The 15095-nt window shown below is 49.8% G+C and carries 20 protein-coding genes; all 20 read right to left on the reverse strand.

What is annotated here, in order from left to right:
- Positions 1-117: 117 nt before the first annotated feature.
- Entirely contained in the window at positions 118-942 is an 825-nt protein-coding gene (locus COV46_03900; protein ID PIR17483.1) for a hypothetical protein, read from the reverse strand.
- A gap of 3 nt (positions 943-945) precedes the next feature.
- Positions 946-1209, reverse strand: coding sequence for a flagellar biosynthetic protein FliQ (gene fliQ, locus COV46_03905; GenBank protein PIR17484.1), 264 nt, complete (start codon positions 1207-1209; stop codon positions 946-948).
- A gap of 3 nt (positions 1210-1212) precedes the next feature.
- The gene (locus tag COV46_03910) at positions 1213-1998 is read right to left on the reverse strand and encodes an EscR/YscR/HrcR family type III secretion system export apparatus protein (protein ID PIR17485.1); all 786 of its coding nucleotides are present in this window, start codon (positions 1996-1998) and stop codon (positions 1213-1215) included.
- Entirely contained in the window at positions 1982-2314 is a 333-nt protein-coding gene (gene fliO, locus COV46_03915) for a flagellar biosynthetic protein FliO (protein PIR17486.1), read from the reverse strand. Before fliO ends, COV46_03910 begins: the two co-directional genes overlap by 17 nt.
- A 49-nt stretch (positions 2315-2363) precedes the next feature.
- The gene (locus COV46_03920; protein ID PIR17487.1) at positions 2364-2741 is read right to left on the reverse strand and encodes a hypothetical protein; all 378 of its coding nucleotides are present in this window, start codon (positions 2739-2741) and stop codon (positions 2364-2366) included.
- 1 nt (position 2742) lies between these two features.
- The gene (locus tag COV46_03925) at positions 2743-3654 is read right to left on the reverse strand and encodes a hypothetical protein (GenBank protein ID PIR17488.1); all 912 of its coding nucleotides are present in this window, start codon (positions 3652-3654) and stop codon (positions 2743-2745) included.
- A gap of 30 nt (positions 3655-3684) precedes the next feature.
- A complete protein-coding gene (locus COV46_03930) occupies positions 3685-4473 on the reverse strand; it encodes a hypothetical protein (GenBank protein ID PIR17489.1) in 789 nt (262 codons plus the stop codon).
- Positions 4470-4985: a hypothetical protein gene (locus COV46_03935; GenBank protein ID PIR17490.1), complete on the reverse strand. Its 516-nt coding sequence runs from the start codon at positions 4983-4985 to the stop codon at positions 4470-4472. Before COV46_03935 ends, COV46_03930 begins: the two co-directional genes overlap by 4 nt.
- A 2-nt stretch (positions 4986-4987) precedes the next feature.
- A complete protein-coding gene (gene fliI, locus COV46_03940) occupies positions 4988-6334 on the reverse strand; it encodes a flagellum-specific ATP synthase FliI (GenBank protein ID PIR17491.1) in 1347 nt (448 codons plus the stop codon).
- Complete coding sequence (locus COV46_03945; GenBank protein ID PIR17492.1) at positions 6331-7020, reverse strand: hypothetical protein; 690 nt, start codon at positions 7018-7020, stop codon at positions 6331-6333. Before COV46_03945 ends, fliI begins: the two co-directional genes overlap by 4 nt.
- 76 nt (positions 7021-7096) lie before the next feature.
- Positions 7097-8029, reverse strand: a complete 933-nt coding sequence (locus COV46_03950) for a hypothetical protein (GenBank protein ID PIR17493.1) — start codon at positions 8027-8029, stop codon at positions 7097-7099.
- 53 nt (positions 8030-8082) lie between these two features.
- On the reverse strand, positions 8083-8580 hold the full coding sequence (locus COV46_03955; protein PIR17494.1) for a hypothetical protein: 498 nt from the start codon (positions 8578-8580) through the stop codon (positions 8083-8085).
- A gap of 2 nt (positions 8581-8582) precedes the next feature.
- Positions 8583-9413 (reverse strand): RNA polymerase subunit sigma-70, encoded by an 831-nt coding sequence (locus COV46_03960; protein PIR17495.1) that lies wholly within the window; start codon positions 9411-9413, stop codon positions 8583-8585.
- Between the two features lie 208 nt (positions 9414-9621).
- Complete coding sequence (locus COV46_03965) at positions 9622-10008, reverse strand: hypothetical protein (GenBank protein PIR17496.1); 387 nt, start codon at positions 10006-10008, stop codon at positions 9622-9624.
- A complete protein-coding gene (locus tag COV46_03970) occupies positions 10005-10493 on the reverse strand; it encodes a hypothetical protein (protein ID PIR17497.1) in 489 nt (162 codons plus the stop codon). The genes COV46_03965 and COV46_03970 overlap by 4 nt, the downstream gene beginning before the upstream one ends.
- Positions 10494-10521: 28 nt before the next feature.
- The gene (locus COV46_03975) at positions 10522-11430 is read right to left on the reverse strand and encodes a hypothetical protein (protein PIR17498.1); all 909 of its coding nucleotides are present in this window, start codon (positions 11428-11430) and stop codon (positions 10522-10524) included.
- Positions 11427-11882 (reverse strand): hypothetical protein, encoded by a 456-nt coding sequence (locus COV46_03980; GenBank protein PIR17499.1) that lies wholly within the window; start codon positions 11880-11882, stop codon positions 11427-11429. Before COV46_03980 ends, COV46_03975 begins: the two co-directional genes overlap by 4 nt.
- A gap of 86 nt (positions 11883-11968) precedes the next feature.
- Complete coding sequence (locus tag COV46_03985) at positions 11969-12550, reverse strand: hypothetical protein (GenBank protein ID PIR17500.1); 582 nt, start codon at positions 12548-12550, stop codon at positions 11969-11971.
- 64 nt (positions 12551-12614) lie between these two features.
- Positions 12615-12902, reverse strand: coding sequence for a hypothetical protein (locus COV46_03990; protein ID PIR17501.1), 288 nt, complete (start codon positions 12900-12902; stop codon positions 12615-12617).
- 10 nt (positions 12903-12912) lie between these two features.
- Positions 12913-15048 carry a hypothetical protein gene (locus COV46_03995; protein ID PIR17502.1) on the reverse strand — a complete coding sequence of 712 codons (2136 nt, stop codon included), beginning with the start codon at positions 15046-15048 and terminating at the stop codon, positions 12913-12915.
- Between the last annotated feature and the right edge of the window lie 47 nt (positions 15049-15095).

Below are 15095 nucleotides of genomic sequence, written 5' to 3' on the forward strand. Positions count from 1 at the left end.
AATTGTAATATCTGATGTAAATATGTCCATCTATCTGGCTGTTCTGATTATGACTATGACAGCTTATGGAATGCTAAGGACCGGTCTAGGTCTTGATCCTCATCTTAATCTATGTTCCTAAAATCCCCGCTTCAGCAATTCTATCACTCCTCCCAACTCTTTGACCGACTGAATTCCGTAATGTTCCATCTGCTCGACTACCATCGTTATCGCCCAGAAAATGGCGAGAACGCCTAAATATCCCTTAACATTGAAACCCAGCTCCCACACATTGATCTGCGGCGCTATCCTGTTGGCAACGCCCAATATTATGTCCGCAATGAGAATGGCGATTATGACGGGCGCCGCTATCTGAACGGCCAGGACGAATATCTTGGCCGTTAGGACCATAAAAAAATCCATAAGCGGCATGAGCCCTGTTCCAACGGCCGGAAAATCAAAGACCGGAAGGATCTGATAGCTCTCATATACCGCGTTTAAGAACAGCAGATGTCCTCCTATCGTTAGATAGGTAACGACCGCCAGCTGAAAGAGCATGGTGCCGAAAATGGAGCTCTGGGTGCCAAGCTCGGGTATCAAGATGCGGGCGATGGACATTCCGCGCTGTGCGTCTATCATCTGGCCCGCCGCCTCGAACCCGTAAAATATAAGTCCTGCGGCAAACCCTATGACAAGCCCGAAGAAGGCCTCTTTTAAATAGAGCATCGAAAGAAGTATCATGTCCTCCGTAACGGGAGGCGGGACCGCCGGGAGAAGATATTTGTAGGCGAACGCCGCGAGCACCATAGAAGCGCCGATACGGACCGTCTTGGGAACGGGCTTTCCGAAGAGAAAAGGGACCACGGTCATGATGGCAAGAAGTCTTACCCAGATGAGGGAGGCGAATATCAGCGGAAAGCTGAAATTAGCGTTAATACCCAATCTTCCCATCAACTCTTCCATAGGCTATTTTATGTAGTTGGCAAAGGTGTCGAATATCTGGGCGGTGAAATTAATGATCTGGACCACCATCCACGGACCCGCCACCGCCAGGGTCACGATAACGGCAACGAGCTTGGGAACGAAGGTAAGGGTCTGCTCCTGTATCTGGGTCGTCGCCTGAAGGATAGAGATAACAAGACCCACAAGCATGGCGATAAGGACCGGGGGGCCGGTTAAAATGAGCGTTAAGAACAACGCCTGTTTTGTGAGAGCTACGAAATATTCCATATATCAAACATATCCCATTATCAAACCTTTAGTTATCAAATGCCATCCGTCCACAAGCACGAACAAAAGCAGCTTAAAAGGAAGCGACAGCGTAATGGGCGATATCTGGAACATGCCAAGCGATAGAAGTATGTTGGCGATGACAACGTCGATTATAAGGAACGGCAGGAATATGACGAAACCGATCTGGAACGCCCGCGTAAGTTCGCTTATGCAAAAGGCGGGGATGAGATTGACAAAGTCCTCATCGGTTATCTTTGCCCTGTCATCTTCGTTCTTTACGAGCTTTAGCGCCAGATTGTAAAAGAGCGACCTTTCCTGCGGATGGACGTGCTTGAGCAGGAAATTTCTGACAGGCTCCTTGCCCTTTTCGCCGGCATCAACAAGGAGCGCCACCGACGTCTGCGACAGCAGCGGCTGGTTGGTCCCCTGATTTATCACCGAACCTGCGGCACGGTAGACCTCGTACCCGACCGGCATCATGACGTAAATAGTGAGTATAAGCGAAAGTCCGGTTACTACGATATTTGGCGGCACCTGCTGGGTCCCCATTGCGTTCCTGACGAGCGAAAGGACGACGGCGATCTTGACAAAAGAGGTCGACATCATCACAACGAAAGGGACCATCGAAAGGCCGGCCAGAACGACGAGCATTACAAGAGGCCTTGAAACCCCCATCGATTGCATTGCGCGCCCCTCGGCGGCCATTGCCGGAAGGCTCATTAACACGCCGGCGGCGGCCGAAAGCAGAGCTATTGCCAAGAACTTCCTTTTATGGCTTCTCTTCATAGTTAACTTCGTCTATTCGGTTAATGGAATGGTCCGTGACCCCCAATAATATACACTTTTCCTTTATCTTTACCAAGAACAAATGTTGTTTGGGACCCAGGGAAACGCGGTTAAGTATCTTGATAGGGCCTTCTGCCGACAGCTTCTTCGTAAAAGAGAGCCTTGGAACTGCATACTTAAGAATGATAACGGCAAGTGTGCACGCAACTACGAGCGCCGCTATCATTTTAATGAACAAGAAGGTGAAATCCACCGCGCTGGAGTGGGTGGCGGGTTCGGTCGCGATGGCTGCGATCTCTAATAGGAATAAGAACATATTTCACATGAACGTCCATCCTTCGACAGGCTTAAGGATGAGCGGGTTTCTATCTCACCATTTTAACTATCCTAACGCCAAGCTTACCATCGATATCAACAAGTTCCCCCTTGGCGACCAGCTTTCCTCCGGCGACAAGGTCTATCATTTCGTTGGCGGGACGCGCTAGATCGATCACGCTCCCCATCTTAAAGGAAACGAGCTCCTTTACAGATACCGTCCTTTTCCCCATGACCGCCACGATCTGAACAGGAACGTCGCCGGTCATCTTCACCGCCTCTTCGTTGACGGATTCCGGAGCCTCTTCCTCCTCCATGAGGATCTCTTCCTCTACGGCCTCGGCGGCCTCTTCTTCAAGTACCTCTTCTGCTTCATCTTCCGCCAGAACATCTTCCTCTTCCAAGAATTCTTTTTCTTTCTTAACCATGTTATCCTCCTGCCACCGTACATTTTATAGTTTTACCTTCCGGTTGTATGTTCGCGGTAAGACTCGCCTCTTCGCCCCTGCCAGCTTTCAGCTCAACACTACCGCAGGGCTTTCCTTCTTTAAGCATCAACCCCGACTCATCGAACAAAAGGACATCGCCCGACTCAAGTGTAATAAGATCGCTCGAAGATACCGTCACCCGTCCGGCATCGGCCCAGAGGGTCGTCTTTATATATCCATACCTTTCAGATCGGTCGGAAAAATGCCCACCTTCCGCATTGCTCCTTTTGCCAAGTCCAAGCGACTGGGCCTTTCTTATGAAATCGCCGGTAAAGATGACCTTTATAAAACCAGAAAGGTCTCCTATGCCGACCTTAAAGGCGAGGCTTATCGCCGCATCTTTTAAATTGCCGGCGTTTTCAAGGTCCTTCATGCCGAACGCGAACTTTTCAAATCTGAAGTGAAGCCTGGCCCCTGAACCGGATGATTTCCATATTTCGGAGAGTATCTGCATGACAAAATACTGAAGCACGCCCTGCTCCGTCTCGGAAAGGGGCCTGTTCTCGGGGGCGAACTCACCCGTACCGCCAAGAAGTTTATCGATGAGCAGAAAGGCAAGATTGTTGTCTATTTGCGCGGCGAGCCTGATATTTATGGGTTCAACTTTCATCACAGAAATGATGACCGTTTCCGGAAGCGAGCCAAGAAAAGACGAGAAGGTCAACGATTCGACGTTGTCGAGATAGAAAAAGGACCTTTCGCCCAGATGTTTCATGAGCATCTTTCTTATTCGGACCGTTACGGGATCGCCGGACGAAGACTCCGGTGAAAGGTCGAAAAGAAGAGAGGTCAGGCGTACCTCCTCGGATGACATCTTCTTGATGCATGAAAGATTGAAAGGTTTGACGGGCATCTGTTTAATCGGTTAAGCCGGTTTGGCTGGTTAAACTATTTTTATATCGCTCACCAGGACGCCTTTTTCCTCAAGGGCCTTCTTTATCTTTGAGGCCTCGGCGGTGAAAAGGTCCTTTACCTTCTTGTCGGCCGTGTCTATCTGGATCGAAACTTTACCATGCTTCGACGTGAAACGCAAACTCAAACCCGAAAAGATGTTCTCGCGAAGGATCAGTTTGAGCTCCGGCCAGCCGAGCTCGCTCTCGCCCATCTTTATGGACTGGATGACCTTGTTGACCAGGTCCTGCACCTGCTTTGGCTGAAGCTTTAGCGAGAACGCAAGCGCGCTGGAAAGCTTGGCTCCGAACGATCCTTGAGAAAGGTTCGATATAACTCTTCTTATATCGTGCAGCTTCTTTGCGGCCAGCTGACGCTTGGCGAATTCGCCTCCGGAACCGCTTCTTCCCTCTCCTTTTCCTTCGCCCCTGCCACCAAAACCTTGTTTTTCTCCTCCGCGAACCACCGCCTCTTTTGTGACGGTTACGGAGCTGCTCTTGTCTTTTTGCTTCGTCTTGTCTTTAGTAGAGGAATCGTCCCTGTCGTCCTTTTTCCGTCTGTCGGTATCGTGTTCCTGCCACTTTGAGACCTCTCGCACACGCTGTTCTGTGGCCCCCTGATCGGAGAACTTGGACTGGATGGTCGGGCTCTGCTGGGTTGTCTTCTGCTGTTCCATTACCTTGTCGAAGGCGGACTGGCTTGTCTTTGGAGCTGTTGGTTCCTTTTGCTGTTCCGCCGGAGGCGGAATTGGAGGTTTCTCTCTTATTTTTTCGTCGCTCATAATGTGAACTGTCCCTTCTCACCCTTCCATTTTCTCAAGTGATGGATGGTGCTCCCCAGTTCGTCGAGCTCCCTCTCTTCTTTCTTGGAAAGTTCGTCGGCGACCTTCTTTTTCCACAGGTCCTTATGCTTCACCATTACCTGATGTTCTTTTGCGGCTTCGATATATTCTTTTCTGTGTTTCCCAACGTTCTCTTCGCACTCCAAAACGACATCGCGCTGTTCCTCTATCTCTTCCTGCTTCTTTTCTTCGTCTTCTTTCAGTTTACGAAGGAAATTAATGTGAACATTCCCTTCTTGAACGACAGAGCCAACGTCCATTTCTTTTCGCATTCTGTCGCGCGACTTGAACCATTCTTTTATTGTCTTCTCTTTCTCCTCTATCAGCTCTTTCTCTTTCTTGCGCGCCTCCTGTAGCTTGATTATGGCGCGGGCAAGTTCCTCTGCCGCGCGGTTCTTGACGCGCTCTTTTATGACCAAAAGCGCCTGCAATCTGTACCTGGCTTTGGGCATCTTTATTCAAACATCCCCTTTAACATTTCGACCGTATCATCCATCGTAACGGACTCTTGGATCCCCTGTTTTAAGAAGTTGTTGACCTCTTCTATCTTTTCTATGGCGTAATCTACCTTGGGATCGCTCCCCTCTTCGTATGCGCCGATAAGAATGAGGTCGCGTTCCTTTTCGTAGTTGGCGATGATCTCGCGGACCTTTCTGGCCGCATCTTTGTGGTCGTCGTCTATTATTTCATCCATGACGCGCGAAACGCTTTCGCTGATATCTATGGCCGGATAGTGATTACGTGCGGCCATCGCTCTAGAAAGCACGATATGTCCGTCCAATATCGAACGGGTTTCGTCTGCCACGGGTTCGTTCATATCGTCGCCGGCGACAAGTATCGTGTAGAACGCCGTTATGGAACCCTTGTCGGAATTTCCGGAGCGTTCAAGAAGCCTGGGAAGGGTAGAGAACACAGAAGGAGTATAGCCCTGTCTGGCGGGCGGCTCTCCAATGGCGAGGCCTATCTCGCGCAAAGCCCTTGCGAACCTGGTGACAGAGTCCATCATTAGAAGGACCTTTTTCCCCTGATCACGGAAATATTCCGCTATCGCCGTTGCCACATAGGCCGCCTTCATTCTTACAAGGGCAGGTTGATCGGATGTAGAAACTATAACAACGGTCTTTTTAAGACCTTCTTCTCCAAGATCTCGTTCTATAAAATCGCGAACTTCGCGTCCGCGTTCACCAACGAGGCAGATAACGTTTATCTCGGCCTCGGTGTTCCTTGCTATCATGCCTATGAGAGTCGATTTGCCGACACCGGCCGCGGCAAAGAAACCGATACGCTGTCCCTCTCCGCATGTAAGGAGCCCGTCTATCGCGCGGACACCCACGGAGATGGGCCTTGTAACACGTCGGCGCTTCAGCGCCGCCGGAGGATTTGCCATGACTGGATATTCATCGGTGCAGGCAAGGGGCCCTTTTGTCTCCGCATCAAGAGGCTCTCCGAGCCCGTCAATAACGCGCCCCAAAAGCCCCTTTCCAACCCTCACCGTGAGATAACCTCCAGCCGGAATGACATCGTTCCCAAGACCTATGCCTTCAATATCTCCAAGGGGCATGAGCAGAACTTCCTGATCGCGAAAACCGACCACCTCCGCCTTTATGGGAGGACGGTTCCTGTATGGCTCAATGAAGCAGAGCTCTCCGACACGAACCCCCGGGACCACGGCCTTTATGACAAGTCCCGTCAACTCGGTCACCTTTCCCTTGATGCTATAGGTGGATACTGCAGAGAGGTTGTGCTGATACTTATGAAAGTCTACCCGTGGAAGACCTTTTCTGTCTTTTCTGTCTGTCATAGTTCAAGGGCCTTTTTAATGGCCTTAAGCTGCGTTTCAAGACGCGCATCAATGGTTCCTACTTCCGTCTCAACCACACACCCGCCCTTATTTATCGTTTCGTCCTCTCGAAAGGCTATGCGCTTGCTCCTGTCAAATATGTCTTTGAACTCAAAATCGGACGATGTGATTATCTTATGGTCTTCCGGATTTAGATGAACTGTGATCCTTTCACCAAGAGAAGAATCAACCGCCTGCCTGACGATGCTCTTTATCGCCGAATCGTATTCGCGGACCATCTTGCCTATCACCTTTTCGGCTATTATCATGACGAGCTTCAATATCTCGGGCTCGGCATTCTCGTAGAATTTCTCGCGAAGGTTGCTTAAATGAACTGTTTGCTCCGTGACAGACGACATCGCCTCATCGTGGCCCTTTTTAAATCCGTCCTTCTTTGCCTTTTCCATCTCGACATTCACCTGTTCATATATCCTCCTGGCATCTTCTTTTATATGCTCGGCCTCTTGGCTTGCGTCGTCTAATACTAGTTGGGCCTTATCCTTGGCCTCTAAGACCTTCTTGTTGAGGATGCCGCCCCCCTCCGCCGGCATTATATCCGGTGTGGATGCCTTGGCGGCGGTGCCGCCCATTTTCTGGACCTCGTCTTTTTTGATGATTTTGCTCATATTTATTGAAGCAAGAAGCATGAGGCACGAAGCATGATATTCCTGCTTCCTGTTTCTTGCTTCCTACTTTCTACTGTATTATCAGCCATCTTTCCAGTTAAATTTCACTTATTAGGCCGGCCTTTGAAAGGATGGAGAACCTCTCCATGATGAGAGCTTGGCGCTTTTCGGCTAGCTTATTGACGCCGACATGCGCCTCCACAAAGCGTTTGAAGATGTATGAGATGGTCGGGTCAAGCTTCATCTGAAGCAACGTGAAAAGATCCGGTCCTTTCATGGCCTTCGAAAAAGCCGCTAAACCCGTTTCCAAAAGAAGCTTGTCTATATCTTCCTGATCGAAAGCAACTTCAAGTATGGTAAATCTTGCATCTTTAAGAAGCGCTGTGTCTTTGCCTTCGACATCTCTTATTCTTTGCTGAAGTGAGCGCGCCGACCGGATAGGCATGCGGTTAAGAAGGACCTTCACGCCCGACTCGTCGAGGTTCTGGAACGCCATTGCCAGCTCTTGTATCCCGATATCCTTGAAGAGAACGTCTAGGTCTTCCGACCTTAAACGAGCCAGGTCATCAAAAGCCCTTATCTCAAACCGATCGCTGGAAGATTGGATCGCAAACTTCTTTTCAAATCCCTCCCTGATGAGCTTCAATATCTGCGTGGGCACAGCAAAAGATTCCACAAGTTTCGGGAGCGACATCTTAACGCGCTTGGGAAGATGTTCCAAGATATATCTCACATGCCGTGAAGGGAGCCAGCGAAGGATTATGCCTATTATCTTGGGCGATTCGTTCTCGAGCGCCTTTACTATCCATGCGGGATGGATATCGGCAAGATTTGAAAGCTCGTCTCCCGATATCGATATGTTCTCCCTTATTATCCTTACGCATTCGTCCTTTGAAATTCCGTCGTGATTGGAATTGATATAGACTTTTTCTTCGACTTTGGGTCCGAACTGGGCGGTCGTCTTCGTGCCGAACGACGCCATCAGTATCGCGACTATATCCTGCCTATTTTTAGCGCTCTCCATTTCCATATTCTTTGACCTATCAACCTGCTGACCTGCTAACTTGTTAACCTGCCAGCCTCTTATTGCACCTGTGTATTAAGGACCGTCTTTACACTGGAAACGCCGTGTTCCGCAACCTTAACCGTGAGTTCAGTCATCTGCGCAAAGTGAAAGACGTGAGCCTGAATGGCCAGAAGCTCCTGATTATTGAACCTCTTGCCGCTATAGAGGATCTCGTTAACAAGGTTGTCCATCTGCATCTGCCCCTTATTAACGTCGGAAAGCATATCTACGACCTTCTCTATCCCTTTAGGTGATTCCGCACCTACGTTGAGCTTGGCCGGGTCCACGCTGATATTTTCAGCGGATATCGCACCCATCTGGCCCGATCCCAGCCCTGCATTTTTGTCGATGCCGAGCATATTGACCATTTCCTCGCCGGCGTCCATACCGTTGAGTAGCTGTTTAAAGGGCGATTCGCCGGTCTGAAGCGGTTGCATCACCTCTTTTTCAGAAGCCTTTGCCGCCTGGGTTATAGCAGTTGTTGCCAGTTTCGAATTGATGACGTCCATTACCATAATTATTCTCCTAAAAGCTCCTCGGTTAGCTGACCTGTTTGCCCCTTAACCGCCAATATCCTTATCCTCTTTAGGAGAAGCTCTAAAGCCCTTGCATGCATTCTTGACACCCACGATTTGGAAAGTCCGAGTTTCTCGCCGGCCTCTTCCAGCGTCTTATTCTGGAAATAGTACATCATGATAAGCTGTTTTTCCTTTGGAGGCAGGCTTCCCATCGCATCGCGCATGTGATTTCTTATCTGATGATACTCGGCGCGTTTATCCAGATCTTCCAGATTCGTATCTTCTATATCCATATCCTCGTTGGCATCGAGGGATATAACGTATATGGATGCTAGCGTATTGACCGTATCGAATATTTCTTTTCCACTTTTACCTTCTGACGATTGCGCCCTATTTTCAGATACGTGCTGTAAATATTCGTTCGACGCCTCTTCGAATTTGAGCCTTGAATATACCGAACGGGGGATCCATCCCGATTTTCTTAGACCATCGTAAATGGCGCCCTTGATCCTATAATAGGCGAATGTGCGAAAATCGACATCTTCACGGTCATCGTAACGTTTTGCCGCTTCCAAGAGCCCGAGTCTCGCGGCGCAAAGGATATCTTCGTACTCTGCCGTTAAAGAAAGCGACTTAACAACCCTGTTGGCGATCGATGTGGCGTACGGCATGTATTGTTCTATGATCATGTCGCGTTTATGGAGCGCCTCTATTTCCTTCTTCTTGGCAAACTTTGTTGCGACCGCTTTTCTTGCGGCTAGAAGTCTTTTCCTCGCGATGTCACTTGCCGTGATGCGCTCCTTCTTCATTTTAAGAGCTGACTTTGCCATAAGCAGTTTACCCCCACTGAGGTGCAACTGCAGTATTTGTGCCAATTGAAGAGAATGGTAATCAGTGATCGGTAAACGGTGATCGATAAACAGAAAAATCTTATAAGATTAAATGGTTACTGGCGCTTATGTTCGTTGGGGATCAATAACTGATAACCGATTACTGATCATTGATTACCGGAATTTCGGGGTGTAAACACCTCAATTGTCAGGCAAATTTCCCCTTGAGGCGAAGTTCCTGATCGATGACGTTGGCGAGCTCTCTCTTAAGTTCGCCTTTGTGCTTTTGGGTAAGTTTACTCAAGTCTGACTGTTCTTCAACGGCATCATCTATCATTTTTCTAAAGAAAGAAGGGAGGTTCTGATATGTCTGTTCCAAGAATTCTTCAGCATCGGCCTCGGAGACACTGAAGCGCCTTACGCCCTTTGGAGCGGTTTTATTTGATTCGAGAAGTTTTTTATAGTGGGCCCTGTAATCCTTTTCGGAACCTTCTATCGCCCTTTCAACCGCTCCCTTAAGGCCTTCGTTTGCTATGCGCTGGGCGAGTTCCTGAGGGTTTATTGAAACGATCGGTTTTTGGATCTTTACGTTCATATCTTCTGTGCGCTGTCGAGCATCATGCCATTCCTGGCAAAAAGAACATCCATAACTGTTTCCTGCTGGGCCGATATGGGAATGAACGCGCCGCCCGGGGCAACACCTGTTGAAGGGCCGGAAAGATCGAGCCCCGGATACGATATAGACTGAGGGACAGCCTGCTGTTCCATCATTTTCTGATACGATTTGTACTGCATCTGATCGCCTATCTGGCCGATACCGTACATGCCGGCCGCACCTATCGCCGCGGGCGGAAATACGAGCGACATCGGGGCCGCTACCGCCGCGAAGAATTTGCCTATGCCGGATAGAAATCTACCGAATGCGCCCGGTTTCTTTTGCTGCTGGACGAATGGATTCTCGCCCGATATCATGCGCATCTCATATTTAACGGCGTCCGGTCTTATTGGTGAAAAGTTCATAACCTGCTCCCAGCCCGCCGCTTTTTTTGCGGGCCTACCATCCCCCTCCTCTATATACATTATCGGCCGAGCGTATACCCAAAGTTGCTTATCTGCCGTCTTTTAATCTGGGTTGGCCCTCTACCACTTTACCCTCTATCATGGGCCTTTCCCCCGGCGCTCCGTCACCCCTGTCCGATCGGGTACGGCTGGTGCGGATGACCGTTATAATGAGAGCCGCGGCTAATACCGCTAGAACAATGAAAAAAATGGCAAGGTATATCTTAAGCCTGCTCTGGCTACTTGAAACGACCTCTAAACCAGCAATGCGGGTCACCGGACTATCTTCAACCCTCTGATTTGAAGCGGGGTCCGGGGTAGAAGACAATATTAATGACTGCCCGGGCATTAAACCCCTCTTTGGCGATGAAATGTAGGTGACAATGACCGCAACATTCCTCGGGTTCATGTTCTCCACCGCATTTGCAACGAACTGCTGTATCTTGCTCTCTGAAAGGACGTCCTGCGGAATATCGGACGGCCTTGCCTTTATAACAACTGATGCGGAGGGGCGCTTCTTTTCGGCCTTCGGGTCCGCAAACTCATCTTGGGAAGGGATGTTAAGGACCACGTCGGCATCCACCACCTCCGGTATCTTCATTATAGAGTTTATTATCTCGCCTTTGAGGGCCAGCAAATATCGGGCCTTCTGTTCATCCGGGGTCGGTATCAGCCCCTTTTCTTTATAGACTCCTGAAAGACCAAGCTCTCTTTTACGAGGCAGGTGGTGTTCCGAGATTATCCTTTGTGCAAGGTTCATCTTTTTCGGGTCCACCTGAACCGTCCAAAAGACCTCGTTCTGGCGTAGATCCTTTACCTTTACCGCATCGACCCCCTCTTTCTGAAGGACCACGAGCATTTCGTTAGCTTCCTCTTCGGAAAGGTCGTGGTAGAGGTCCGTTTTTTTACAGGCGGAAAAGACCAAGATAATGAACAGAAAGATGATTATCTTTTTCATTTTTTACCTTCTTTTTCCTTCTTCTTGATATACTCCTTCAACTCATCCACACCTGAAAGCGACTGCGGCGTAAAACCCTTATGCACGGCGTCGAGCAGGGCCTTTGCGAAATCACCGGCCTTGCCGGAAGGATCGAGCCTTACGACCTCTTCAAGGTGTTTTACCGCCTCCGCCTTTTTGCCCATAAAGAAGAGCGCCTCGCCCATATAGGCCAGCGCATATTCGCTCTTTGGATTTATCTTGAGAGCTTTCTTGTAGCGGCGGATGGCGTTTGTGAACTTGCCCTGGCAGAAATCTACCGAACCTATCGCTATCAGCGGGATCTCGCTTTCCGGCGCCAGCGATGTCACTCCCTCAAAGACATCGCGTGCCTCCTGAAAACGCTGCATCCCCAAATAAACGTAACCGGCCTCCATCATCAGGCCAAGGCTTGGCCTCTCGATATCTATCATCCCTTACCCCCGTGATTTGTGACTCGTAAATCGTGACCTGTTAACTGATTTTACTAATTACAAGTTACGAGTTACAAGTTACGCTATTAACCTCTGGCCGAGAATTTCTCTATCATTGCCATGCGTGCACGATGGTCCGCGGAAAGGATATTGGACTTCGTGTTCCACGACTGCATGTTCGACTGCATAACAGCCTGCAACTCCAAGAGTTTCAGGTTGTTCGTGTTCATTGTATTGATAAGATCGCCTGTGGGAAGATTTCCGGTGGCACCGCCTGGAGTGTCCGCCAGACCTGTGGGTCCGGAGGCCTTGCCATAGGCCGGCAGTCCCGTTCCCAGGGTGCTTGAACCGCCAACGCCCATCATTCCGGGATATTCCGAAAGGGCGCCAAATCCGCCTGCCCCGCCCCCGAATCCGCCGTAGGACGCGCCGCCGTACCCATAAGATCCGGCCGCACCGCCCATTCCAGTGAAAGCACCGTGAAGCACCGCGGCCGCGGTATTGGACCCTGTTGCCTGATACATCAGCTCCGCATTCATCGGCGCCATGGCATCAACGGCCCCAAGGAATGAGTCAAAATTACTCCCCGCTTGGGCCTTTCCAATGGCTTTGCCGATCTTGTTCGGCTGGATCGTTTCGATTCTTTTATTCTTTATTTGTTCGCTCATAATTATGTTACCTTTCGTCCCCACATATATTATCGGCTGGGGGGTAACCAAAAGTTGCGTGGGCTCAGGCTCTTTTTGTTTGGCTCCTCTTCAGCATCTCCTGGATACGGTACTTTATCTCAAGTAATTCCTTGAAAAGACTCATGGTTAATTCGATGGCCCGCATCGCTTTTTTGGCCTCCCGGGAACGTTTTAGGCCCCTTTTTATACGCGATTGGTCAGAAAGTTCGTTGTATGCCTTTTCGAAGACCTCGTTCACATTTGTAAAATCTTCTGAGTCGATAAGCTGTTCTATCCCCGGATATCCGGCGCTTACGACCTTTCCTTTTGGCGCTTCCCTTGTATCTAACATAAAAATCCTCCTATTGTTCGATCGGTTTTAATTTTATTATGACCGGGTTGAACTCCGCAACGGACATGTTGATATTTAAATCCTGCGGAACGAACCCGTCCTTTTGTATCTTTATCTTGTAATTTCCAAGGCCGAGGTCGTGAAGTATCAAGGGCGTTTTTGGGCCAACCAATCTATCGTTAACAATCACATCGGCGCCGGCAGGATCGGTGTAGATATACATGACCGAACGAAGCGACGATATCTGCTGGAATACCGCGGATGCTTCGGCCTTTAGCTGTTCGTCCTGCGCCTTGAGCATGACCTCAACAAGAAGAGGCAGCGCCCTTTCCATATCCTTCTGCATACCAAAGATACTTGCAAGACCCAGCATGGCGTTCAGCTGAAAGTCCGGAGCCTGGCGCGCCTGTTCAAAATAACCGGCGGCCGTGGCAAAGTCGTTCATCTTCATATAGCATGAACCCAGGAGGTATTGGATCTGCGCCGTCTCCCTTGCCGACGGAGTGTGTTTGAAAGCCTCGGAAAGCTGTGCTATCGCGTCTTTATAGAGCCCCTTATTCATCAGCGTATTGCCCGCATTTACATATTCGCCTGCAACCGTTGTCTTTAGCGGTATCTCTACCTGATAGAGCATGTTTATATCCATCTTGAGGGTCTGGGTCTGCTCAAAGTACCCGTCCTTTCGAAGCGTCATGGTATGTTCGCCCAGAGGGAAAGTGCCGCTGTAGGGAGTCTGCCCGACAAGCGTTCCGTCCATGAAAACATCTGCCTTTGCGGGGACCGTTCTTATTTCAACCGGGAACTTTTCCAGGTCGTCGTCCGTTACGGATATCTCATACAAAGGGCCTTCTTCCGTTATCTGGAACTCCCTTTTAAAGCGGATATCTTCCACGAACTGATTCGATTCGCCGACCTGTTTTGGCTGACGGAGCTCGACAACATATTTGCCGTAAGGAACGTAGGCCGGCTTTCCAAAGACCACGTTCGCGAGTTTCGCCGTATGCGGTTTGAACGGGTCGTCGGCATAATTCCCCTCAAGATAGAGTTGCGTATCGCGCGGAAGATTGTTTATCTTTATGATCCCTATCTGCCCCTTGAAAAGAATGGGAATACTGTTCGAATTCTGTTCTACAGCGAACTCGGCCTTGACCGTCTTGGCGTCCTGAAGCTCATCTAGCGCAAAAACGGCCTCGGCAGAATATATCTTTCCGACCTCCAGCTCCATATTCACCTTTACAGGGGCCAGACCGTAATCCTGCCCATCCATTGAGACCCTTGCGGGAAGAGGACTTGAGGCAAAATCAAGGAACACTGGAATTTTTTTGGGTGCTGTATTTTCGGTACCCGGAAGCTGGCCTATTACCTGCGGTTCGCTAGGGTTTGTCGGCGGAGGAGGATTGGAACCTGCGAATTTCCAGTAGGCGACACCGGCAACTATCGCCAGAAGGAGAAGCGCGCCTCCCATTGCGGCGTATTGAACCAGTCTGCCCCGCCTCTTTTCGGGGACCGCCTCCGGTTCAAGCGGAAGTTCTCCTGCCAAGTCATCTTCCGCGGCGTCTTCATCTTTCAACTCTTCTTCACCCGCTTGAGGTTCAAGCTCGCCGGTCTCTCCTTCTTCGTTGGTCTTGGCCATCGTGCGGGTCTGTGCGTTTGCTCCGCCTTTTTCTACTCCGTCGGCAGACATCATTATGGTTTTTCCTTCGATATCGGAAGGAAGAGGCGCCATCTCTTCTTCGGAAGAGACAGGTTTGGTAATAAGGCGAAGCGCATAGATGCCGACCTGAATAATATCGCCGTGACCTATGTTTATCTGGCCCTCGGTCTTTTTACCGTTAACGAACGAGCCATTCTTGCTCCCTGCATCTTTAAATACCCAGCCACCGCCCGAGGTGTGATTAATTATGGAATGACGGCGGGAAACGCTCGCGTCTTCGAGCATCGCTACGCTCGAAACAGAGCGGCCGATCATGTTGTCGTCTTCTTTTAATTGAAAGCGGGTGCCGGCGCGCGGACCGTCGACTATGATCAAATATGGGATGAATTCCTTGGATGGCGTGCGTTCTTCGGTGTCAACTGCGTTTGCCACTTCGTCCGCAGTCTTCAGAATGGTCTTGTCCTCCGGTCGGACGGTCTTGGTATCAGCCATATGTCCCTAAAATAGCACAAGTTTTTATAGGATGCAAAACAAATGAT

The organism is Deltaproteobacteria bacterium CG11_big_fil_rev_8_21_14_0_20_49_13 (genome assembly GCA_002796305.1).
GTDB lineage: Bacteria > UBA10199 > UBA10199.